The following is a 21,635-nucleotide window of genomic DNA, read 5'->3' as shown; positions in this document are numbered from 1 at the left end:
CTGCCAATGTGCAGGACTATTGCAGCATATGGCTGCAAATTTGCAGGAGCCCGCCGTGCCTGCTAGGCTCATCGCCATGAACTGGGACGATCTGCGCATCATCGCCGCGGTGAGGGACGAGGGCACCTATGCCGGCGCCAGCGCCCGGCTGCGCATCGACGAGACCACCGTCGGCCGCAGGCTCGCGCGCATCCAGCGTGATCTCGGCGTGCCGCTGTTCGATGCGGTGGACGGCCAGCGCCGGCCGACGCGGAGTTGCGAGGCGGTGCTGGCGCATGTCGAGGCGATGGCCGCACATGCCGCCGAGATCGGTCGCGTCGGCGAGAGTCTGGCAGGCCCGGTGGGACGTCTGCGTATCGCCTCCACCAACACGGTCGCCGAGGAGGTTCTGTCGCCGCGCGCGAGCGACTTCCTGCGCGCCAATCCCGGCCTGACGCTGCAATTCCTCACCTCGAGCGAGAACGTCAAGTTCTCGCGCTGGGAAGCCGATCTCGCTATCCGTCTGCGCAAACCCGACAAGGGAGACTTTGCGATCTCCAGGCTCGGTGACGTCAAGCTCTATTATTTCGAGCCTGTTGCGACCGAGGGCGAGCCGGTGCTGTGCGCCTATCCGGACGAACTCGGTGCCATTCCCGAGATGCAATTCCTGCGCACGAAGAAAGCCCGCGCGCGTTGCGTCACTGACAACGTTCGCGTCATCCATAACCTGATCCGGGCGCATCAGGCCGCCGGCGTGTTGCCGGAGCAGGTCTGCGCGGACTTGCTCGGCGATCGCCGCCTGCGCGCCACACTGCTGCCTGGGCGCCGCGACGTCTGGCTGCTGGTGCAGAACCATCTCAAGCGGGATCCGGCGACGCGGCTCACCATCGAGTGGATCCGCCGCTGCTTCAGCGATCTCGCGCGCGGCTGATTGCGGCGTGAACGCGATCCGTGCGCGGCGCGACCAAGTTATGGGATTGCGCGCCCGCGAAGGTTGCGTAATCTCGCAGCGACGACGGGCTTGATCAGGGCAGGCGCATGACCACTCTTCAGGAAACCATCCACCCGCAGGCCAAAGTGCGGGAATGGAAGGCGATCGTCATCCTGATCCTTCTGATCCCGGTGCTGTGGTCACCGCCGTTCCTGTTTCGCATCTTCCTGTTCCAGCCGTTCAACATCCCGTCCGGCTCGATGACGCCGACGCTGGTCGTCGGCGACTACGTCTTCGCCGCAAAATATGCCTATGGCTATGGCCGCTATTCGCTTCCTTTCGCGCCGTCATGGATCTCCGGGCGTGTCCGGGCCACTGAGCCGGAGCATGGCGACGTCGTCGTGTTCCGGACGCCAAAGGACACCTCGGTCGACTACGTCAAGCGCGTGGTCGGGCTGCCCGGTGATCGCATCCAGATGCGGCAGGGCCAACTTATCCTCAACGACCGCCCGGTGACGCGCGTTGCCCTGAAGGCGGTGGTTGCCGGCTCCACCTGCGGCGCGGATGACGGCGCGAAGGCCAAGCGCTGGCGCGAGACGCTGCCGAACGGCGCTTCCTACATCACGCAAGACTGCGTCGACAACGGCTACTACGACAACACCGACGTCTACACGGTGCCGCCAGGCCATTTCTTCGTGCTCGGTGATAACAGAGACAACTCGAGCGACAGCCGCGTGATGTCGTCGATCGGATTCGTGCCGATGGACAATCTGGTCGGCAAGGTGACGCGGATATTCTGGTCGCTCGACCAAGAGGGCGAGCCGCATATGGAGCGGCTGGGGAAGGTGTGGTGAGTCCCACGGTCATTCCGGGGCGCGCCCACTTTGGCGCGAGCCCGGAATCCATTGATCCACGATCTCAGGTCGCAATTCGCGGATACAGATCAATCCACTCGGGATTTTGTTCTTCGATAAGCCGAATTTTCCACTCCCGCCGCCACTTCTTCAACTTCTTCTCGCGTTCGATGGCGGTGATGGGGTCATCATAAATCTCGAACCATACCAGCCTATCGATGGCGTACCGCTTGCTGAAGCCCGCCACGACCTTGCTCGTATGCTCGTGAATGCGGCGGACAATGTCGTTCGTCACGCCGATGTAGAGCGTGCCGTATTTCTGGCTGGCGAGGAGGTAGACGTAGTAGGTCATGAGCAAGTGGCGAAATGGATTCCGGGCTCGGCGCTTTGCGCCGCCCCGGAAAGACCAATCTACCATTTTGACGTGTAACATCAAAAAACAAAAACCCCGGCATCGCTGCCGGGGTTTCGCATTTTGTCGTTTGCCGGAATGGCTGGATCAGAAGTCCATGCCGCCCATGCCGCCGCCCGGGGGCATCGCCGGACCGGCGCCGCCCTTCTTGGGCAGCTCGGCGACCATGGCTTCCGTGGTGATCAAGAGAGCCGCAACCGAGGCTGCGTTCTGGATCGCGGTACGGACCACCTTGGTCGGGTCGATGATACCCTTCTTGACGAGGTCGACATATTCGCCGGTTTGGGAGTCGAAGCCGTAGGCGTACGACTTGTTCTCGAGGACCTTGCCGACGATCACGGAGCCGTCTTCACCGGCGTTGATCGCGATCTGGCGAGCGGGCGCGGAGAGCGCCTTGCGCACGATCTCGACGCCGGTCTTCTGGTCGTCGTTCTTGGTGCGCAGGCCCTTGAGCTGCTCGGAGGCACGGAGCAGGGCGACGCCGCCGCCCGGGACGATGCCTTCTTCCACAGCCGCGCGGGTCGCATGCATCGCGTCATCAACGCGATCCTTGCGCTCCTTCACCTCGACCTCGGTCGCGCCGCCGACGCGGATCACCGCGACGCCGCCAGCGAGCTTGGCAAGACGCTCCTGGAGCTTCTCACGGTCGTAGTCCGAGGTGGTCTCCTCGATCTGCGCCTTGATCTGCGCCACGCGCGCTTCGATGTCGGCCTTCTTGCCGGCGCCGTTGACGATCGTGGTGTTCTCCTTGTCGATCATCACCTTCTTGGCGCGACCGAGCATGTTGAGCGTGACGTTCTCGAGCTTGATGCCGAGATCTTCCGAGATCGCCTGGCCGCCGGTCAGGATCGCGATGTCCTGCAGCATGGCCTTGCGGCGATCGCCGAAGCCCGGAGCCTTGACGGCCGCGACCTTCAGGCCGCCACGGAGACGGTTCACGACCAAGGTCGCAAGCGCTTCGCCTTCGACGTCCTCGGCGACGATGACCAGCGGCTTGCCGGTCTGCACCACGGCCTCGAGCAGCGGCAGCAGCTCGTTCAGCGAGGAGAGCTTCTTCTCGTTGATCAGGATGTAGGCGTCGTCCATCTCAACGCGCATCTTGTCGGCGTTGGTGACGAAGTAGGGCGAGATGTAGCCGCGGTCGAACTGCATGCCCTCGACGACGTCGAGCTCGGTCTCGAGCGACTTGGCTTCCTCGACGGTGATGACACCCTCGTTGCCGACCTTCTTCATGGCGTCGGCGAGGAACTTGCCGATCTCCGCGTCACCGTTGGCCGAGATGGTGCCGACCTGGGCAATCTCGTCATTCGAGGTGACCTTCTTGGAGTTCTTGACGAGGTCCGCAACGACGGCTTCGACCGCGAGGTCGATACCGCGCTTCAGATCCATCGGGTTCATGCCGGCGGCAACCGACTTGGCGCCTTCGCGCACGATCGCCTGGGCCAGCACGGTGGCGGTGGTGGTGCCGTCGCCGGCCGCGTCAGCGGACTTGGAAGCGACTTCGCGCACCATCTGCGCGCCCATGTTCTCGAACTTGTCCTCGAGCTCGATCTCCTTGGCGACGGTGACGCCGTCCTTGGTGATGCGGGGAGCGCCGAACGACTTGTCGAGCACGACGTTGCGGCCCTTCGGACCGAGCGTGACCTTCACCGCGTTGGCGAGGATGTCGACGCCGCGAAGCATCTTGTCGCGCGCATCGACGGAGAATTTGACTTCTTTAGCTGCCATCTGGATTTTTTCCTTAGGTGTTTAACTGGATAAGAGAGGGGCTCTTAGGCCGCCTTCTTCTTGGAAGCGGGGACGTCGAGGACGCCCATGATGTCGCTTTCCTTCATGATCAGCAGGTCGACGTTGTCGATCTTGACCTCGGTGCCGGACCACTTGCCGAACAGCACGCGGTCGCCGACCTTCAGGTCGATCGGGATCAGCTTGCCAGCTTCGTCGCGGCCACCCGGGCCGACAGCGACGATCTCCCCCTGCGAGGGCTTTTCCTTCGCCGTGTCGGGAATGATGATGCCGCCAGCGGTCTTCTCTTCTGCGTCGATGCGCTTGACCACGACGCGGTCGTGAAGCGGACGGAAATTCATGCAGTTCTCCTAAGCTTTTGCACGAGTTGGGAATTTTGGATTGTTAGCAGTCTGTGCCGGCGAGTGCTAGCACAGGCACAGCTGAGATAAGGCAGGATTTTGGCGGGAGCAAGGGCTTGTAGCAGAAAAATAGCACTCGGAGGCGCCGCCTGCCAAAATCTCTTTCCATCGTTAATCGCCGCCAGCGCCCGTATTAGCACGGAGCCGCATCTGCTGCTAACGCATTGAATTTCAACAGCTTGTTAAACTTTTAGGCTTGAGATGGATTGTCAGTTTGCGTCACATTTCACTCATGTGAGCGCATCTCCACCGGGTGGCTCGTAGGGCGCGTACCGGAAAGCCATCCCTTGAATATGCGCTCCTGCAAAGGAGGTTGGCATGGTCTCGCGAGTTGGGGTTGTTTCCGACGACTTCCGGAAACAGGTGCTGGGTTACGGGCTGACGACGGCCGAAATTCTCTACCGGATGCCGGATCATCGCTCGCTGCTCCAGACCTATGTCTGGCAGAACTACGACATGTTTCCGAAATTTCCCGCGCTGACGGATTTCCTGGCGTTCTGGCAGAAGAAGCTCGACGGTCCGCTATTCTCGGTCACGGTCGCGCATTCCAAGCTGATCAAGCCGGCCGAGCTGCGCGCGGTGGACGGCGTGTTCCGGCTGCATTGAAGGCGAGCGCGGTGCTGTAGGGTGGGTTAGCGTCAGCGTAACCCTGCATGCTGCAACGGTTGCGGAAAGAAGTGGGTACGTTAGCGCTAACCCACCCTGCGATTTCGCATTCTGTGCTAGCCTCTCCCCATAACGACAGGGGAGACCGCCCATGGCCAAGAAAGCAAAATCGCGTAGCGCATCGCAGGCGGCGGTGAAGAAGCGAAGCGGGGCCAAACCCGCCGCACGGTCCTCGGCGCGCAAGGCGGTGAAGGCGAAAGCCCCCACGACAACGGCAAAGTCATCCGTCAAGAAACCGGCGCGTCCCAAGCAGCGCATCGCCATCAGCCATCACCGCGAGGAAGACTTCAAGGCCGACGGCCTGCGCACCTACGCGAAGTATCGCGATCTCGGCATCGCCGCCGCGAGCCACGGGCTCGCGCAGGCGCACGTGATCCGGCTGCAAGGCCCCTGCAATCCGGACGAGGTGTCGAAGCTGCACTTCCACGACGTCGAATTCCAGATGGTGTACGTGCTCAAGGGCTGGGTGAAGACCTATATGGACGGAGAGGGCGAGACGCTGATGAAAGAAGGCAGCGCCTGGACCCAACCGCCGAAGATCAAGCACATGATCCTGGACTATTCGGACGACGTCGAGCTGCTGGAGGTGATCCTGCCGGCGGAGTTCAGGACAGTAGAGTTGAAGGCTTAGGCGAAGCGGAGATCAGCCACCGCCGTGGCAATAGCGTTTCCACATCGCGCGATAGGCATCGTCAACCGCTTGCGCGTATGAGACGGGATTGCCGGCGGCCGCAGCCCTGATCTGTCCGGGCAGTTCGCCGCGCAACTTATCGAGGTCGCCGATCTGGGCCCCACGGCTGGCTGCGATCTCGACATAGGCCTCATCGCTTTCCGCGATCCAGTCCGGCAGGCCCAGCGCGGCGAGGATGGAGCCGGCAGCACGGCTCGGCAGGCTGTGACCGAGCTTCGCCACTACCGGCACGCCCATCTGCAAGGCTTCCCAAGTGCTGACGCCGCCATTCTGCGGGAATGGGTCGAGGCCAATATCGACGCGATTGAACGCTGCCAGATGTTCGTCTCGCGACGTGGCTCCGAGCAGATCGACGCGTTCGGCCGGCAACCGGCAAGCCGCAAACCGCGCCAGCAGATTGTCGCGGACCAGCTGAGCGTCCAGCGCAGTATCCTTGATCAGCAGTCGCGAACCCGGCACCCGCTCGAGAATCCTTGACCAGACTCCCACCGCCTCGTTCGAAATCTTGCTGATGCGGTTGAAGACACCGAATGTGATGAAGCCGTTCGCAATCGCCGGCGTCGGCGCCCGCGCAATCCCGGCCGGCAGCGGCGCCAGCGTCACAAAGCACGGCAGGTCGACGATGGTCTCTGCAAACAGATGCCGAACCGCGACAGGAATCGCGACCGGGTCCGAGAACAGACAATCGATCGTTGGCAGCCCGGTGCCGGTGCCGTGGCCCCAGCCATGCACCTGAACTGGTGCCGGCTTGCGCGCAAACACACCGAGGCGGTTTCCGCTGGTATGGCCGGACAGATCGATCAGGATATCGACGCCATCGGCGCGGATCTGGGCGGCGAGGCGATCATCGGACCATTGCGAGGCGTCGCGCCAGCGATCGGCGATCCCCTGAAATTCGCGGGTCGTCGCATCCGTTTTCGGTGAACACGCGTAACACACGATCTCGAACTGTGCCCGATCATGGTGCTGCAGGACCGGCTTGAAAATGAACGCCGCCGAATGTGTGTGAAAATCCGAAGAGACATAACCCAGCACCAGACGGCGATCCGGATCGCGGCTGTTCTCATGCGGCCCCGCCGTTGCTGAAGCGATCTTCGCACCGATCTGCTCCCACCATAGACGCCGCGCTTGCTGATGCTGCGCGACGCTGGCGTCGGCCATGAAATCGAGGGTGAATATCTTGCTGGAGATCGTGCTCTGATCAGGCTCGATGTCGAGAGCTCTGTCGAAACTGGCGAGGGCTTCGTCGACCCGGCCAAGTGCCGCGAGACATTGGCCGAGCAGGCTGTGGGCCTGAGAGAAGCCGGGATCGATCGCGAGAGCCTTCTCGCAATCGGACAATGCTTCGGCAACTTGCCGGGTCAGGAGCAAGATACTGGCCCGCCACAGCCACCCATTCGCGTCGCCGGGTGCAAGCTCGATTGCTCGATTGCAATCCGCCATGGCTTCGTCGAATCGCTGAAGCTCCCGCAAAGCAACGGCGCGGGTCGACAGCGCCGAGGCATAGTCGGGCTTGATCGATAGCGCGCGGTTTAAGCTTGCGATGGCCTCGTCATAGGCGCGCAGACGGCAGAGCGCCCAACCCCGGCCGTTATGGGCTTCGGAAAGTCCTCCGTCGATTGCGAGCGCCTTGTCGTAGCTATCGAGGGCGTCCTGGTAAAGTTCAAGAGCCGCGCTCGCGTTGCCGAGATTGGACAGGGCCAAGGCGTAGTTGGGTCGCAAGGCGAGGGCTTTTCGATAGCTCTCGCGGGCCTCATTGTGACGTTTTAGCCCGTTGAGCGCGACACCCAGGCTCATATGAGCTTCGGCAGATCGCGGATCCACGGCGACCGCTCGGCTCAGCAGAACCTGGGCTTGCTGATAGTTTTTGGCTTCAGACTCCAAGGCGCCCAGCAAATGCAGCGCGATGAATTGATTGGGCGCGAGCTCCAGGAGTTCGCGATAGGCCGTCTTGGCCTCGGGGAGAAGTCCCGCCTTGTGCAGCTGGAGGGCGCGCGCGAGCAACGGCCCGACCTCGGCTTTCTGCCGTTTCTGAAGCCGGGCATTTTGAAATGCCCGCTGGCCTGCGCTGTTGCTCATGAATCAAGTCCACCCGAATCTCCTGACGAGATTAACATGGAAGGATTGTCCGGATTGCGCTGCGCCCCATCGGAGCGCCGAGGACGCCAGCCTCACACAAGCTTCACGTCAGCACCCCCACCACTGCTCCCATCAGACACGTCGTCAGCGTCCCCGACACGATCGACTTCAGGCCCAGCGCGTTGATTTCCTCGAGGCGGATCGACCCGTTACCGCTCGAGATAGCCCAGTTCCGCGCTCATGACCTTGCGAGCATATTCGCTGAAGGCATCGATCAACCGGGCGCGCGCGGCGTAAGGTGGATAGAGCAATGCGATCGTAATGGGGACAGCCGGGTTGAACGGGCGCGTGATCAGAGCCGCGCCAGAGCTTTCGTCATGCGCGGCAATCGGGTTGATAATGCTGATGCCGAGGCCCGCGGCGACCAGGGCACAGACCGATGCGCCGAGATCGGTCTCAGCAACGATGCGGCGCGTGACGCTGGCCTGCGCGAAGATCGTATCGATGCGATCGTAGAGTGGACTCCCCGTGGCGAAGGAGATGAAGGCCTCGTCGGCGAAATCGGCAGGGCGTAGCGTTTTCTTCTGCGCAAGACGATGCGCCTTCGGCATGATCGCGACGCAACGGGTCTTGAGCACCGGCTCGACATGCACCCCCGCAACCTCGCCGTAGAGCATTGCCAATCCGGTGTCGCAAAGCCCGGAACTGACCCAGTCGTGCACGGCGCTCGCCGTGCCGGATCGGATCGAGATCATCACGTGTGGATAGTCCACTTTGAAGCGTGCCGCGATGCGTGTCAGCAGGCCGCCGGCCAGGCGCGGCATCGCCGCAACGCTTAACCGGCCCATACCGAACGAGCGGATGCTGTCTGCGCTGGCCTCCAGCCCCGCCAAGCCGATGAAAGTCTTCTCGACCTCCTGGAAAAAGCGCGATCCGTCCACCGTCGGGCGGAGGCGGCCGCCACTGCGGTCGAACAGCGGGAATTGTGTGATCGCTTCCAGCTGTCCGATCAGGCGGCTGATCTGGGGCTGCGAGGTATGCATGCGCTGAGCCGCCTGCGTCATCGATCCCGTCACGAAGACCGCCCGAAAAGCCTCCACATGCTTCAGGCCCATGCGTCTGGTGGCCATATCAAATCCGTATAGGAGAGTATGAAACTGGAATTTCATCAGATCGAGCTTTTGGACGATAGTCCAGAGCACGGAGCTGTTCGCACGGAGCTGTCCTGGGGTTGCTCACCCGCCCCGTGGACGGCGTCACAGGCATTCGCGACAAGAGGGGACATATGAAAGCGACGATGATCAAGGCACTGGCCGCGGCGACCGTCGCTGGTGTTCTTCTTTCCAGCGAGGCCATGGCCCAGGGTGCGGGCAGGCTGGACAAGATCCGTGAGAGCGGTTCGATCACATTGGGGTACCCCGAGACCTCGGTGCCCTTCGCCTATCTCGACGGTAACCAGAAGCCGATCGGTTACACCGTGGAAATCTGTGAACGGGTGGTGCAGGCGATCAAGACGGCCCTCAAGCTCCCCAAGCTCGAGATTCGCTACAACCCCATAACCTCGGCGACACGTATTCAGCTGCTCGCCAACGGCACGATCGATCTCGAATGCGGCAACACGACCAATAATGTCGAGCGGCATAAACTCGTTGCCTTCGCTCCCACCACCTTCGTTGCGCAGGTCGTCCTTGTCGCGCGCAAGGATGGCGGGGTCGATGTCAACGACCCGGCTTCGTTTCGCGGCAAGGCCATCGCCGCCCAGGCCGGCGGCCAGACTTTCAAGGTGATTACGCTGATCAACGCCAAGGACAATCTCGGCATCACGGTGGTGCCGGCGAAGGACACCGCCGAAACCTTCTTGTTGGTGTCGACGGGCCGGGTGGCCGGTACTGCCAACGATGACGGTCTCGCCTTTGCCACGGTCGCCTCGTCCAGAACGCCCGATGAATTCCTGATCGGCAGCAAGAGTCTCGAGACGGCGCCCTATGGTATCGTCCAACCCAAGGATGATCCTGCTTTCAAGAAGATGGTCGACGATGCCGTGATCGACCTGATGAAGAGCGGGCAGGTTGCGGCGCTCTACGACAAATATTTCAATTCACCGATCCCGCCGCATGGCCTCAACCTGAAATTCCCGATGAGCGCCGCCCTCAAGCGAGCGCTGGCCAACCCGACCGATTCCGGCGACCCGGCAGTCTACGAATGACGCGACAAGCGCTCTAGAGGTCTCGCAATGGCACATCAACACGGTTCAAGTCCGGCGGGCGCCGGGTTGCCACCCATCGACCTGCGCAGCGATACCGTCACCAAGCCGACCGAGGCGATGTATGCCCGCATGGCCTCGGCGCCGCTCGGCGATGACGGGCTGGACGGTGACCCCACGGTGCAGGAGCTGGAGGCCGTCGCAGCTGCGGCGTTGGGCAAGGACGCCGGCCTGTTTGTGCCGAGCTGTACCATGGCCAATCTGCTGGCGACGCTGGCGCAGTCGCAACGCAGCGAACAGATCGTGCTGGAATCGAACGCCCATATGTACACCTCGGAACGAGGGGCGGCGACGTTTACGGGGCAGTTCTACCTCGCAATTTCAGGCACCGCCGGCGCAATGGACCTGAACTTGCTGGAGGATGCCCTGCAGGGCGAAGGGCTCAAGCTCGGGACCGCTCTTGTCGCAATGGAAACCTCACACAACAACGCGAGCGGCGCCGTATTGCCGCTGGATCATATGCAGGCCGTGCACGCCATGGCCTCGGCCCGCGGTGTCCCGGTGCATCTCGACGGCGCGCGGCTGTTCAACGCCGCCGTCGCCCTTGAAACGGCGCCGGCCGAAATTGCGAGACATTGCGACACGGTTTCTCTGTGTTTTTCGAAGGGCCTGAGCGCACCCGCCGGTGCCGTGCTCGCCGGGCCACGCGCAGTGATCGACAGCAGCCGCAGGTTTCGCCGCATGCTGGGAGGCACGCAGCGCCAGATCGGCGTCCTGGCCGCGGCCGGCCTGGAGGCGGTTCAGGTCATGGGGCCGCGTCTGGCGGAGGATCACCGGCGCGCGCGAGTCCTGAGTGATGCGCTGAACGGGATGCATCCAAAGCTCAGCGCGACAATCCCGCAGACGAATATCGTGCAGGTCGATGTTTCTCTGTCGGGGCGCGACAGCGCCGCCTGGTCGGAGGCTCTGGAGAGAGCGGGCCTGAGGGCGAGGCCTTGGGGCAGGCATCGCTTGCGCTGTGTGACCCATCGCCATATCGATGATGCGGATATTGATCGCGCGGTCAGGGCATTTCGCACAGTGGCTGCGGCTTTGGTTTAGAGCAACCGCCGATGTGAATCGGGTCTCTTGTAGCCCGGATGGAGCGAAGCGAAATCCGGGGCTGCGGCTTGCGAGGGGATACACCTTCCCGGATTGCGCAGCGCTCCATCCGGGCTACGAGATCGTTACTACGTCAGCACCCCCACCACCGCCCCCATCAGGCACGTCGTCAGCGTGCCTGATACGATCGACTTCAGCCCGAGCGCATTGATTTCCTCGCGCCGTTCCGGTGCCATCACGCCGAGACCGCCGATCATGATGCCGAGGCTGGCGAAGTTGGCGAAGCCGCACATCGCGTAGAGCATGATCAGGCGCGACCGCGGATCGAGCGTGCCCGGCGGCAGCTTTGAGAAGTCGACATAGGCGATCAATTCGTTGAGCACGGTCTTGGTGCCCATCAAGCTGCCTGCGGTGACGGCCTGATCCCAGGGCAATCCCATCAGCCAGCACACCGGCGCCATCACGAGGCCGAGCAGGCGCTGCAATGAGATCGCGGCGCCGCCGATATCAGGCAGCAGGCCGAAGATCGCATTGACGAGGTAGACCAGCGCCACCAGCACCAGCAGCATTGCGACGATGTTGATCAGCAGCTCGATCCCCGCGCCGGTCCCTTTCACGATCGCGTCCATCATGCCGGAGACTTCCGTCTCGGGCTCTTCCAGTGCGCCGCCGGTGCGCTTGTCGGATGTTTCGGGCACCATGATGAGGCTGACCAGGATCGCTGCCGGCGCGCCCAGCACCGAGGCGATGACGAAATGCGCGGCTGCGTCAGGAATGAGGGGAGCAAGCAGCGTCGCATACAGCACCAGCACCGTGCCGGCGATGCCGGCCATGCCGCCGGTCATCACCAGGAACAACTCGCTGCGGGTCATCTGCACGAGATAAGGCCGCACGAACAGCGGCGCCTCGACCATGCCGAGAAAGATATTGGCGGCGGTCGAGAGCCCGACCGCGCCGCCGACGCCGAGCGTCCGCTCCAGCAGCCAGGCCATGCCGCGCACGATCGGCGGCAGCACGCGCCAATAGAACAAGAGCGTCGTCAGCACGCTCATGACCAGCACGATCGGCAGCGCCTGGAACGCCAGGACGAAATCGGCACCCGGTGCTTTCAGGTCGAAGGGCAGGGGACCGCCGCCGACATAGCCGAACACGAAGGAGGAGCCGGCGCGCGAGGCCGCCGAAATCGCGCCCACGGCGTCGTTGATGGCACCGAAGGCGCGCGCGACGACCGGCACCTTCAGGAGAACGATCGCGGTGACGAAGGTGGCGACGAGGCCGATCGCCGCCTGGCGCAGCGAGGCCGCGCGGCGGTTCTCGCTCAGGACCAAGGCGATCAACAGCAATGCGAAAACGCCGAGTGCCGATTGCAGCCGCAGCATGATGTCCCCAAACCCCGATGATTATGGCCACCCCTGCGTTGCAAACGCAATGCCGGGAGATTGTCGGAGCGTCCCGCTGTTGACAAGCAGGTCCGCGTCAGCCACGCGGAGCACGTCGACATCAGGAGCCGGATAGGCCGAGCGTGACCGAACAGGCGATGCCAGACCAGCCAATGTCGGGAAACCCGCCGGTCAGTGCCCGCGCGCTCCTCTCCCATCGCGCCTTCCTGTTCTTTCTGCTCTCGCGCAGCCTGTCGCGTTTCTCCAGCCAGATCGCCGCGGTCGCGATCGGCTGGCAGATCTACGATCTCACCGGCTCGGCCTTCGACCTCGGCATGGTCGGCCTCGTGCAATTCCTGCCCACGGCGCTGCTGGTGTTCGTCGCCGGCCATGCCGCCGACCGCTACGAGCGCAAGCGCGTGGTCCAGCTCTGCCAGTTCGTGGAAGCGGCGACGGCGCTCTATCTCGGAATCATCACCTATCTCGGCTTGGTCAGCGAAGTTCAGATTTTCGTGGCGACCTTCGTGCTCGGCATTGCCGGCGCCTTCGAAAGTCCGACCACTGCCGCGCTGCTGCCGGCGATCGCGCCGCAGGGCTCGCTCCAGCGCGCCACCGCCGTCTCCAGCGGCGCGGCGCAGGTCGCGACGATTACCGGTCCGGCCCTCGGCGGTTTCGCCTATGCGGTCGCACCGCATCTCGCCTACACCGTGATGGTGCTGTTCTGGATCTTCGGGATGATTTTGACCGGATTCATCCGGCCGCGCCCGCAGGCGATCGCCAAGGATATCGCGGGCGCCGACAATATCTTCGCCGGCGTCCGCTTCATCCGCAGCAATCCAGCGATCCTCGGCACCATCTCGCTCGATCTGTTCGCGGTGCTGTTCGGCGGCGTCACCGCGCTTCTGCCGATCTATGCCCGAGATATCCTCCAGACCGGTCCGATGGGGCTCGGAATCCTGCGCGCCGCGCCCGCGGTCGGCGCGCTGCTGATGACCATGGTGCTGGCACGTCACGCCGTCTCGCGGCATGTGGGCCTGCGCATGTTCCAGGCGGTGATCGTGTTCGGCATCGCAACGATCGTGTTCGCTTTGTCGTCCTGGATGTGGCTGTCGGTGCTCGCGCTCGCCGTTCTTGGCGCGGCCGACACGATCAGCGTCGTGATCCGCTTCTCGCTGGTGCAGCTCGCGACCCCCGACGAGATGCGCGGCCGGGTCGGTGCGGTGAACTTCCTCTTCATCAACGCCTCCAACCAGCTCGGCCAGTTCGAGAGCGGGGTTGCCGCCGCACTGTTCGGCGCCATGCCGGCAGCCGTGCTGGGCGGCGTCTGCACGGTCGCGGTGGCGCTGTTGTGGATGAAGCTGTTTCCCAGCCTGAGGCGGGTGGAGAGCTTGGAGTAGGGACTCTTCGCCTCTCCCCGCTTGCGGGGAGAGGCCGAAATTCGCGCGTAGCGTGGATTCCGGGTGAGGGGGACTCTCCGCGAGTCTAGTTGCTACCGTGATTGCTGAAACAGCCCCTCACCCCAACCCTCTCCCCGTAGGAGAACGGGGAGAGGGAGAGAGCTTTGCGCGCAATGACCACTGCGGAAATACCGTAGATGAATCAATAGGGCGCCTACTGTGCATGGGGTTGTTTTCGCGTTTTTTATTCAGCCCCGTCCCACGAACGGCATCTTGGTTGCCATGACCGTCATGGTCAGCACGTTGGCATCGAGCGGCAGGCCGGCCATGTAGGCGACGGCATCGCCAACCGCTTTCGCATCCATGCGCGGCTCCTGCTTCGACGTGCCATCGGGCTGCAGCACGCCGGGGCCGTTGACCATGCGGTCGGTCATGGGCGTTGCGGCGTTGCCGATGTCGACCTGGCCGACCGCGATGTCGTACATGCGCCCGTCGAGGTTGGACGCCTTGGTGAGGCCGGTGATGGCGTGCTTGGTCGAGGTATAGGCCGCCGAGAACGGCCGCGGCGCATGCGCCGAGATCGAGCCGTTGTTGATGATGCGGCCGCCGCGGGGGCTCTGGTCCTTCATGATGCGGAAGGCGTGCTGGGTGCACAGGAACGGGCCGGTGAGGTTGGTGTTCACCACCGCCTGCCACTGCTCGAGGCTGAGATCCTCGAAATTCACCGGCGGTGCGCCCATGCCGGCATTGTTGAAGAGCACGTCGAGCCGGCCATAGGTGGCCTTCACCTTGTCGAACAGCGCGGCGATCGAGTCCGGCTTGGTCATGTCGGCGGTGACGCAGAGGCTCTTTCCGGCGGGGCCGAGCTTGGCCGTCTCCTCGAGCATGTCCGGCCGGCGCCCGACCAGCACCACGGTGAAGCCTGTGTTCATCAGCGCCAGCGAAGCCGCGCGCCCGACTCCGGTGCCGGCGCCCGTCACCACTGCGATCTTTTTCGCTTCACTCATCGTTTCCTGCCTTTTCTCTTGAGCTGTCAGGTTTTGGATTCTTTTTCGTTCTTGTAGGGCGGCCGCGGAATGTTCTGATGCGCGGCGCGCAAGGCCGCCGACCAGCGCGAGCGCAAATCGTGGAAATAGGGCTCCCCCGCCTCGATGCGGTGGTTGAGATCGGCCTCGCAGGCGTCGGCGCGCACCACCAGCACGTCGATCGGCAGGCCGACGCCGAGATTCGAGCGCATGGTCGAATCCATCGAGATCAGCCCGGTCTTCAGCGCCTCGTAGAGCTCGACGTCGTAGTGCATGGCGCGGTCGAGCACCGGCTTGCCGTATTTGTGCTCGCCGATCTGCAAATAGGGTGTGTCGGTGGTGCATTCGATGAAATTGCCGGCGGTATAGACCATGAACAGGCGCATGCGCGCGCCATTGATCTGGCCGCCGAACAGGAAGGAGACGTCGAACGACACGTCCTCGGAGCTCAGCGCCGGGCCCTCGGTCGCGTGCACGGCCCTGATCGCCCGGCCGATGCGCTGGGCGGCCTGGAACATGGTCGGCGCGTTCATCAGCGTCTCGATCTCACCCGTGTTGGGGTCTTCGAGGCCCTCGGTCAGCGTCGAGAGCACCGACTGGCTGACGGCGAGGTTGCCGGCGCTGGCGATCGCCATGATGCGGTCGCCGGGCTTGGAGAAGATGTGGAGCTTGCGGAAGGTCGAGACGTTGTCGAGGCCGGCATTGGTGCGGGTGTCGGCGATCATCACCAGACCGTCCCGAACCAGAATTCCGCAACAATAGGTCATTTCCAGTCCCCGAACGCGTTTGCGCGGAATTACTAGCCAATTTCAAGGGCCGCTCCAACCCCCGATTGCCGCGGGGCGGCAGGGTGAAGCTAGTGCGCGGGCGAGGGGCTTGCGTGGCGCGGTTCAGCTCTGCCGCTGGGACTGCGATTGCGACTGGCCGCCGCGGCCGGCCTGCTCGACCTTGACCGCCACTGACAGCGTCTCCGCTCCGCCGCCATAGCGCGTGCCGCGCACGGGGGCTGCGCCGAGATAATCGAGCCCGATCGCGACGCGGACGTGGGCGTCGGTGGCGCAGATGCTGTTGGCGGGATCGAAGCCGACCCAGCCGAGACCGTCGACATGGGCCTCCGCCCAGGCATGGCCCGCGTCCTGCTGCACCGTACCGTCGGAGCGCAGGAAGTGGCCGGAGACGAAGCGCGCCGGCACGCCCCCGCTGCGGGCGCAGGCGATGAAGATGTGCGCGTAGTCCTGGCAGACGCCGCGCTTGAGCGTGAACGCTTCCGCCGCCGACGTGCCGCTGTTGGTCGGGTCCTCGTCGAACGTCATGTGATCGCTGATTTGCGTCATCAGCGTATGCAGGAAGCCCAGCGTGTCGCTCTCGGCCTCGCTGCGCAGCTGGCGCGCGACCGCATGCATCGCCGGATTGACCGTGGTGAGGTCGGTGGCGCGCAAGAACATCCCTGCCGGAAAGCGTTCATCGGCGCCACGCAGAACGCCGCCGGTGTCGTGGGTCTCGATCAGCCCCTCGGCGGTGATCTTGATATCGCCGACCGGTCCGCAGGACAGCACGTGGGTGACGTTGCCGAACGCGTCCTCGTGGGTGTCGAGCTTGGTGTCGGTGGACACGTCGATCTGCCACTCCGCCACATATTGCCCGTCATGGCTGCCGGGCGTCATGCGCAGGATTTGGATCACGCTCGTGGCCTGCGGCTCGTAGCGATAGGTCGTGGTGTGCAGGATTCGCAGGCGCATGGTGGACCGTGAAGTTAGTGGTTAGACCCGACTGCCTACTGCGAAGAAGCTCGTCATGCCCGGGCTTGTCCCGGGCATCCACGATCTTCTTCGCACGCGAAAGCAAGAACGTGGATGGCCGGGACAAGCCCGGCCACGACGATATCCCGTTTTCATCAGCCGGGGGACATCAGATCAAATACTGCTTCGTGATGATTTCGCCCAGCCTGGAATTGTCCGAGATGAATTCCTGAATGAATTCATGCACGCCATGCTGGAAAATGTCGTTCATATTGCTGTGTTCCAGCCGGTTGCGGATGCCGCGGGCATGGCGCTGGGCCGGACCCTGGCGGCCATAGGCGACGCCGATCTGATCGAGATTGCGCACCAGATTGCCGTAGCAGCTTGCGAGCGAACGCGGCAGCGAATCGTTGAGGATGAGCAAATCCGCGATCAGCCAGGGTTTCAGCGTCTCGCGATAGACCCAGTGATAGGCTGTCAGCGCCGAAACCGAGCGCAGGATCGAGGTCCACTGGTAGAAATCCAGCGGGCCGCCGACGTGCTCCTCTTCGGGCAGCAGCACATGGTATTTCACGTCGAGAATGCGCGCGGTGTTGTCGGCGCGTTCGAGATGCAGGCCCATCCGCGAGAACCAGTAGGCGTCGTTGCGCAACATGGTCCGGTAGGCCGAGCCGTCGAAGCGCAGCGAGGTCTCCTGCACGAAGCGCAGGAATTTTGCGAGGTCCTCGCGCGTGGAGGTCCCTCTGCTCCAGACCTCCTGCAATTCGATCCAGGCCGAGTTGATGGTGTCCCACATCTCGCTCGTCAGCGCTGTGCGCACCGAGCGCGAATTCAGCCGCGCGGCCTCGATGCAGTTCCTGATCGACGACGGATTGTCAGCCGAGAACGAGAGATAATCGACGACGTTGTGCTCGTTGGCTTCTTCATACTGCTGATAGAAGCTCGCGGCGACGCCGGCGGTCAAAAGCGCCGAGTCCCATTCGTTGGTCTTGCCGATATAGGCGGCGGGAAGCGCGGTGACGCGCAGCGTCGCATCGATGGTGCGCGCGAGATACTCGGCCCGTTCGACGTAGCGGGCGAGCCAATAGAGGTTTTCGGCGGTACGCGACAGCATCTCTCTACTCGTCCAGGATCCAGGTATCTTTGGTGCCGCCGCCCTGGCTCGAATTCACCACCAGAGAGCCTTCCTTCAGGGCAACGCGTGTCAACCCGCCGGGCACGATCGTGGTGCTCTTGCTTCCTGTGAGCACGAACGGCCGCAGGTCCACGTGGCGCGGCGCAAGGCCGGATGCCGTGCAGGTCGGGCAGGTCGAGAGCGCCAGCGTCGGCTGCGCAATGAAGCCTTCGGGCTCGCGCTTGAGCTTTTCGCGGAAGGCCTCGATCGTCGCCTTGGTCGCGGCAGGTCCGATCAGCATGCCGTAGCCGCCGGAGCCGTGAACCTCCTTCACGACGAGTTCGCTCAAATTATCCAGCACATAGGCGAGATCCTTCGGCTCGCGGCAGCGCCAGGTCTGCACGTTCTTCAGAATCGGCTCCTCGCCGAGGTAGAATTTTACGATATCTGGCATGTACGAGTAGATCGCCTTGTCGTCGGCGATGCCGGTGCCGACGGCGTTGGCGAGCGTGATGTTGCCGGCGGCATAGGCCGACATCAGCCCGGGCACGCCGAGCGCGGAATCGGGGCGGAAGGTGAGGGGATCGAGGTAGTCGTCGTCGACGCGGCGATAGATCACGTCGACTCGTTTCACGCCCTCGGTCGTCCGCATGAACACTTCGTTGTTCTTGACGATGAGGTCGCGGCCCTCGACCAGCTCGATACCGAGCTTGTCGGCGAGGAAGGAGTGCTCGTAATAGGCCGAGTTGTAGACGCCCGGCGTGAGCAATGCGACGGTCGGCTCTCCGGAGGCGCTTTGCGGCGCCACCGAGCGCAAGGCCGATAGCAGCTCGTCCGGATAGCGTTCGACCGGCGCCACCCTGTGACGGGCGAACAGGTCCGGAAACAGCCGCATCATGATCTCGCGGTTTTCCAGCATGTAGGACACGCCCGAGGGCGTGCGCGCATTGTCCTCCAGCACGATGAAGTCCTCGGAATCGACCCTGACGATGTCGATACCGGCGATGTGCACGTAGACGTCGTGCGGCACCTGCTGTCCGTTCATCTCGGGACGGAAGACCGGGTTCTGGAAGATCAGGTCGTCGGGCACGATCTCGGCGCGGAGGATGTCGCGGCCGTGATAGATGTCGCGCAGGAACATGTTGAGCGCGCGCACGCGCTGCTTGAGGCCCTTCTCCAGCAGCGACCATTCCTTGCCGGACATGATCCGCGGGATCACGTCGAAGGGGATCAGGCGCTCGGTGGACTCGGCCTCGCCATAGACGGCGAAGGTGATGCCGATCCGGCGGAACAGGAGCTCGGCCTCCTGGCGGCGATATTCGAGCGCCTCGGGAGGCGTCTCCTTGAGCCAGCGCGCCAGCTCCTGATAGGCGGGGCGAAGGTCCCCACCGGGAATGTTCATTTCATCAAACGCGACTGCCATAGATCCCGACTTGTCTCCGCAAGGCGTTGCGCCATTCGACAGGCCGCCAAGCCTTGGTGAAGACCGCAACGTCCTGGCCATGCGGCAAGAGTGCATGACTTTCATGCGGTAGCAAGGGCCGGGCCAGCGCGATAAGCATGGGGAGAGGACATTTGCCGGGGATGGCCGGCGGCTTGCCTGAAAAAATGGCTGAGGAGTGCTTATTTCGGCAGCAAAACCGCGTGACTTCAACGCGTTACCTCGGCAAAGTCGGGCCGATAGGTGAGGGACTTGAGGTATGAGCGAGATCGTCACGGCGGGTATTCTGGTCATTGGGGACGAAATCCTGTCCGGCCGGACCAAGGACAAGAACATCGGCTTCATCGCCGAATACCTGACCAATATCGGCATCGACCTGAAGGAGGTCCGGGTCGTCTCCGACGACGAGCCCGACATCATTGCCGCGCTGGACGCGCTGCGGCATCGCTACACCTATGTCTTCACCACAGGTGGCATCGGGCCGACCCATGACGACATCACCGCTGATAGCGTCGCCAAGGCGTTCGGCGTCGGCATTGACCATCACCCGGAGGTGGTCGCCCGTTTCCGCGAGCGCTGGAGCGAGCAGGACCTCAACGAGGCCCGCCTGCGCATGGCCCGCATTCCCGATGGTGCCGAGCTGATCCAGAGCGCGACCATTCTCGCCCCCGGCTTCAAGATCGGCAATGTCATCGTGATGGCGGGCGTGCCCTCGATCATGCAGGCGATGATGGACATCGTCTCGCCCAAGCTGAAATCGGGCGTCCGCATGCTCTCCGAATCGGTCCGCGCCGACGCGCGGGAGGGCGACATCGGCAGCCCGCTGCGGGCGATTGCCGCCCAACATCCCGACACCATCATCGGCAGCTATCCTTTCATGGACGAGGAGCAGAAGCCGAATACCAATTTGGTGGTGCGCTCGCGCGATGCGGACAAGCTCGCAGCCGCAATGGCGGCAGTAAAGGAAATGCTGGCGGGATTGAACATCACCCGTTAGCAACCGAGCTGCCGGCAGACGAAGCAGGAGACGACCATGGCTGGTGAAGCACCGGAACTAAGTGCGGAAGAACGGGCGGGCCGCCCCTTTCCGGTCTCGTGGGACCAGTTCCACCGGGATTGCCGGGCACTGACCTGGCGGCTCAATGAGGTTGGTCCGTTTCATGCGGTGATCGCGATCACCCGCGGCGGCCTTGTGCCGGCGGCGATCGTGGCGCGCGAGCTCGGCGTGCGCGTGATCGATACGGTCTGCATCGCCAGCTACGACCACGACAAGCAGGGCGACCTCAAAGTGCTGAAGGGCATTTCCGAAGACGTGATGAAGCTTGGCGGCGGCACCGGCAAGGGGCTTTTGATCGTCGACGACCTCGTCGACACCGGCAAGACCGGCAAGCTGGTGCGCGCGATGCTGCCCGACGCGCATTTCGCCACCGTCTACGCCAAGCCGAAGGGACGTCCGCTGGTTGACACCTTCATCACGGAAGTCTCGCAGGACACCTGGATCTTCTTCCCCTGGGACACCGCGCTGTCCTATCACCCTCCGCTGCGCGACGGGGCGGCGTGATCATCGCCGTCATTGCGAGCGCAGCGAAGCAATCCAGAAATGTGTCCGCGGAAATAATCTGGATTGCTTCGTCGCTTCGCTCCGCGCAATGACGGGCGGAGGCGACCATGCCCCTGCAAAACCGCGTCACGCCGACCGGCGAGATCGTTGCCACGCCGCACCGCGGCCTGTTCACCGGCAACCGCGGCATCATCCATGATCCCGCGACCAAGACGCTGTTGAAAAAGCGCTGGTCGTCGCCGGCCTGGATCGTTTGCCTGTGCGAATTCCGCGGTTGGCGCCGGCCGGTGATGGCGCGGCGGAGCTGGACCGAGCTCTTCTTCCTCGACGAGGCCACGGCCTTTGCCGCAGGCCACCGTCCCTGCTTCTTCTGCCGTCGCGACGATGCCAAGCGCTTCCGCGTTGCATGGGAGACGGGCAACGGTGCCCGCGGCATCAGCGCCAAGGCAATGGACGCCGTACTGCATCGGGAACGGCTCGATCGTGGCAAGAAACGGCTGCATGCGTTGCCGATGCCACTCGCGGAATTGCCGGATGGCGCGATGGTGCAACAGGGCGATGACTGCTTCGTCGTCGCGCAGGGCAAGGCGCTGCCGTGGTCACCCGCGGGCTACGCCCCGCATCCGAGCGCTCTCGATCATCCGATGTTGCTGACGCCGCTTTCCACGCTGCGCGCGATCATCGCTGGATATCAACCTGTGCTGCATCCGACCGCGCGCAGCTAGCGCAGCGGCTTGCCGTCTTCATCCACTGTCGTGCGCGCATCGCGCAGCGCCCATTCGCGGATCACTTGGCGGCAGCGTGTCAGCTCGGCTCCGCTCGCGGCATTCGCATCCTTCGACGCACGCTCCATGATTGCTTTGCAATTGAGAAGCACGGAACGATCCTCTGCATGCGCAGGCAGCGCGAAAGCTGC

Annotated in this window: 22 protein-coding genes; 10 read left to right on the top strand and 12 right to left on the bottom strand. The window is 63.4% G+C overall.

The features are described from left to right. Window positions 1-76 precede the first annotated feature (76 nt). Together AC0L21_RS05250 and lepB are read left to right on the top strand one after the other, a co-directional pair. A complete protein-coding gene (locus tag AC0L21_RS05250) occupies window positions 77-910 on the top strand; it encodes a LysR family transcriptional regulator (RefSeq protein WP_473259436.1) in 834 nt (277 codons plus the stop codon). Between the two features lie 107 nt (window positions 911-1,017). After that, a complete protein-coding gene (lepB, locus tag AC0L21_RS05245; protein WP_473258915.1) occupies window positions 1,018-1,764 on the top strand; it encodes a signal peptidase I in 747 nt (248 codons plus the stop codon). Between the two features lie 64 nt (window positions 1,765-1,828). Here the strand turns inward: lepB and AC0L21_RS05240 are convergent, their stop codons facing one another. From AC0L21_RS05240 to AC0L21_RS05230, 3 genes are all read right to left on the bottom strand, one after another. Next, window positions 1,829-2,116 carry a GIY-YIG nuclease family protein gene (locus tag AC0L21_RS05240; RefSeq protein WP_473258913.1) on the bottom strand — a complete coding sequence of 96 codons (288 nt, stop codon included), beginning with the start codon at window positions 2,114-2,116 and terminating at the stop codon, window positions 1,829-1,831. 147 nt (window positions 2,117-2,263) lie between these two features. Then, complete coding sequence (gene groL / locus AC0L21_RS05235; RefSeq protein WP_007602475.1) at window positions 2,264-3,904, bottom strand: chaperonin GroEL; 1,641 nt, start codon at window positions 3,902-3,904, stop codon at window positions 2,264-2,266. Window positions 3,905-3,948: 44 nt separating this feature from the next. Beyond that, window positions 3,949-4,263: a co-chaperone GroES gene (locus AC0L21_RS05230; RefSeq protein ID WP_007611913.1), complete on the bottom strand. Its 315-nt coding sequence runs from the start codon at window positions 4,261-4,263 to the stop codon at window positions 3,949-3,951. Window positions 4,264-4,641: 378 nt separating this feature from the next. Here AC0L21_RS05230 and AC0L21_RS05225 point away from each other — a divergent pair, with 378 nt between their 5' ends. Both AC0L21_RS05225 and AC0L21_RS05220 read left to right on the top strand, forming a co-directional pair. Then, entirely contained in the window at window positions 4,642-4,929 is a 288-nt protein-coding gene (locus tag AC0L21_RS05225) for an usg protein (protein WP_007602477.1), read from the top strand. A 151-nt stretch (window positions 4,930-5,080) separates the two neighbouring features. Continuing rightward, window positions 5,081-5,620 (top strand): cupin domain-containing protein, encoded by a 540-nt coding sequence (locus AC0L21_RS05220; protein ID WP_473258911.1) that lies wholly within the window; start codon window positions 5,081-5,083, stop codon window positions 5,618-5,620. A gap of 12 nt (window positions 5,621-5,632) precedes the next feature. On the opposite strand, the gene AC0L21_RS05215 is transcribed toward AC0L21_RS05220, so the two are convergent. Together AC0L21_RS05215 and AC0L21_RS05210 are read right to left on the bottom strand one after the other, a co-directional pair. Beyond that, window positions 5,633-7,759, bottom strand: coding sequence for an O-linked N-acetylglucosamine transferase, SPINDLY family protein (locus tag AC0L21_RS05215; RefSeq protein ID WP_473258909.1), 2,127 nt, complete (start codon window positions 7,757-7,759; stop codon window positions 5,633-5,635). A 209-nt stretch (window positions 7,760-7,968) separates the two neighbouring features. Then, on the bottom strand, window positions 7,969-8,889 hold the full coding sequence (locus AC0L21_RS05210) for a LysR substrate-binding domain-containing protein (protein WP_473258906.1): 921 nt from the start codon (window positions 8,887-8,889) through the stop codon (window positions 7,969-7,971). A gap of 155 nt (window positions 8,890-9,044) precedes the next feature. On the opposite strand from AC0L21_RS05210, the gene AC0L21_RS05205 reads away from it, so the two are divergent. Further along, on the top strand, window positions 9,045-9,965 hold the full coding sequence (locus AC0L21_RS05205) for an amino acid ABC transporter substrate-binding protein (RefSeq protein ID WP_473258904.1): 921 nt from the start codon (window positions 9,045-9,047) through the stop codon (window positions 9,963-9,965). A gap of 27 nt (window positions 9,966-9,992) precedes the next feature. Then, on the top strand, window positions 9,993-11,063 hold the full coding sequence (locus AC0L21_RS05200; protein WP_473258902.1) for a threonine aldolase family protein: 1,071 nt from the start codon (window positions 9,993-9,995) through the stop codon (window positions 11,061-11,063). A 128-nt stretch (window positions 11,064-11,191) separates the two neighbouring features. On the opposite strand, the gene AC0L21_RS05195 is transcribed toward AC0L21_RS05200, so the two are convergent. Continuing rightward, the gene (locus tag AC0L21_RS05195; protein ID WP_473258899.1) at window positions 11,192-12,442 is read right to left on the bottom strand and encodes a NupC/NupG family nucleoside CNT transporter; all 1,251 of its coding nucleotides are present in this window, start codon (window positions 12,440-12,442) and stop codon (window positions 11,192-11,194) included. A gap of 158 nt (window positions 12,443-12,600) precedes the next feature. Here AC0L21_RS05195 and AC0L21_RS05190 point away from each other — a divergent pair, with 158 nt between their 5' ends. Further along, on the top strand, window positions 12,601-13,839 hold the full coding sequence (locus AC0L21_RS05190) for an MFS transporter (RefSeq protein WP_473258897.1): 1,239 nt from the start codon (window positions 12,601-12,603) through the stop codon (window positions 13,837-13,839). Window positions 13,840-14,087: 248 nt separating this feature from the next. Here the strand turns inward: AC0L21_RS05190 and AC0L21_RS05185 are convergent, their stop codons facing one another. From AC0L21_RS05185 to AC0L21_RS05165, 5 genes are all read right to left on the bottom strand, one after another. Then, window positions 14,088-14,846 (bottom strand): SDR family oxidoreductase, encoded by a 759-nt coding sequence (locus AC0L21_RS05185; RefSeq protein WP_007602492.1) that lies wholly within the window; start codon window positions 14,844-14,846, stop codon window positions 14,088-14,090. Between the two features lie 26 nt (window positions 14,847-14,872). Further along, complete coding sequence (locus tag AC0L21_RS05180) at window positions 14,873-15,631, bottom strand: proteasome-type protease (protein ID WP_473258895.1); 759 nt, start codon at window positions 15,629-15,631, stop codon at window positions 14,873-14,875. A 123-nt stretch (window positions 15,632-15,754) separates the two neighbouring features. Next, complete coding sequence (locus tag AC0L21_RS05175; protein WP_473258893.1) at window positions 15,755-16,603, bottom strand: transglutaminase family protein; 849 nt, start codon at window positions 16,601-16,603, stop codon at window positions 15,755-15,757. Between the two features lie 169 nt (window positions 16,604-16,772). Continuing rightward, window positions 16,773-17,717 (bottom strand): alpha-E domain-containing protein, encoded by a 945-nt coding sequence (locus AC0L21_RS05170; protein WP_027567757.1) that lies wholly within the window; start codon window positions 17,715-17,717, stop codon window positions 16,773-16,775. A 4-nt stretch (window positions 17,718-17,721) separates the two neighbouring features. Then, window positions 17,722-19,140, bottom strand: coding sequence for a circularly permuted type 2 ATP-grasp protein (locus AC0L21_RS05165; protein ID WP_473258890.1), 1,419 nt, complete (start codon window positions 19,138-19,140; stop codon window positions 17,722-17,724). Window positions 19,141-19,417: 277 nt separating this feature from the next. Between AC0L21_RS05165 and AC0L21_RS05160 the strand changes: the two genes are divergently transcribed. The 3 genes from AC0L21_RS05160 to AC0L21_RS05150 all read left to right on the top strand — a co-directional run bounded on the left by AC0L21_RS05160 (window position 19,418) and on the right by AC0L21_RS05150 (window position 21,444). Next, window positions 19,418-20,155: a competence/damage-inducible protein A gene (locus AC0L21_RS05160; protein WP_473258888.1), complete on the top strand. Its 738-nt coding sequence runs from the start codon at window positions 19,418-19,420 to the stop codon at window positions 20,153-20,155. A 36-nt stretch (window positions 20,156-20,191) separates the two neighbouring features. Then, window positions 20,192-20,719, top strand: coding sequence for a xanthine phosphoribosyltransferase (gpt, locus tag AC0L21_RS05155; protein ID WP_007602504.1), 528 nt, complete (start codon window positions 20,192-20,194; stop codon window positions 20,717-20,719). A 107-nt stretch (window positions 20,720-20,826) separates the two neighbouring features. Then, window positions 20,827-21,444 (top strand): hypothetical protein, encoded by a 618-nt coding sequence (locus AC0L21_RS05150; protein WP_473258886.1) that lies wholly within the window; start codon window positions 20,827-20,829, stop codon window positions 21,442-21,444. Here the strand turns inward: AC0L21_RS05150 and AC0L21_RS05145 are convergent. Beyond that, window positions 21,441-21,572: a hypothetical protein gene (locus AC0L21_RS05145; RefSeq protein WP_473258884.1), complete on the bottom strand. Its 132-nt coding sequence runs from the start codon at window positions 21,570-21,572 to the stop codon at window positions 21,441-21,443. The genes AC0L21_RS05150 and AC0L21_RS05145 overlap by 4 nt on opposite strands. Window positions 21,573-21,635 lie beyond the last annotated feature (63 nt).

This window comes from Bradyrhizobium sp. WSM4873 (assembly GCF_055811355.1).
This window is presented reverse-complemented; position numbering and strand designations above follow the sequence as displayed.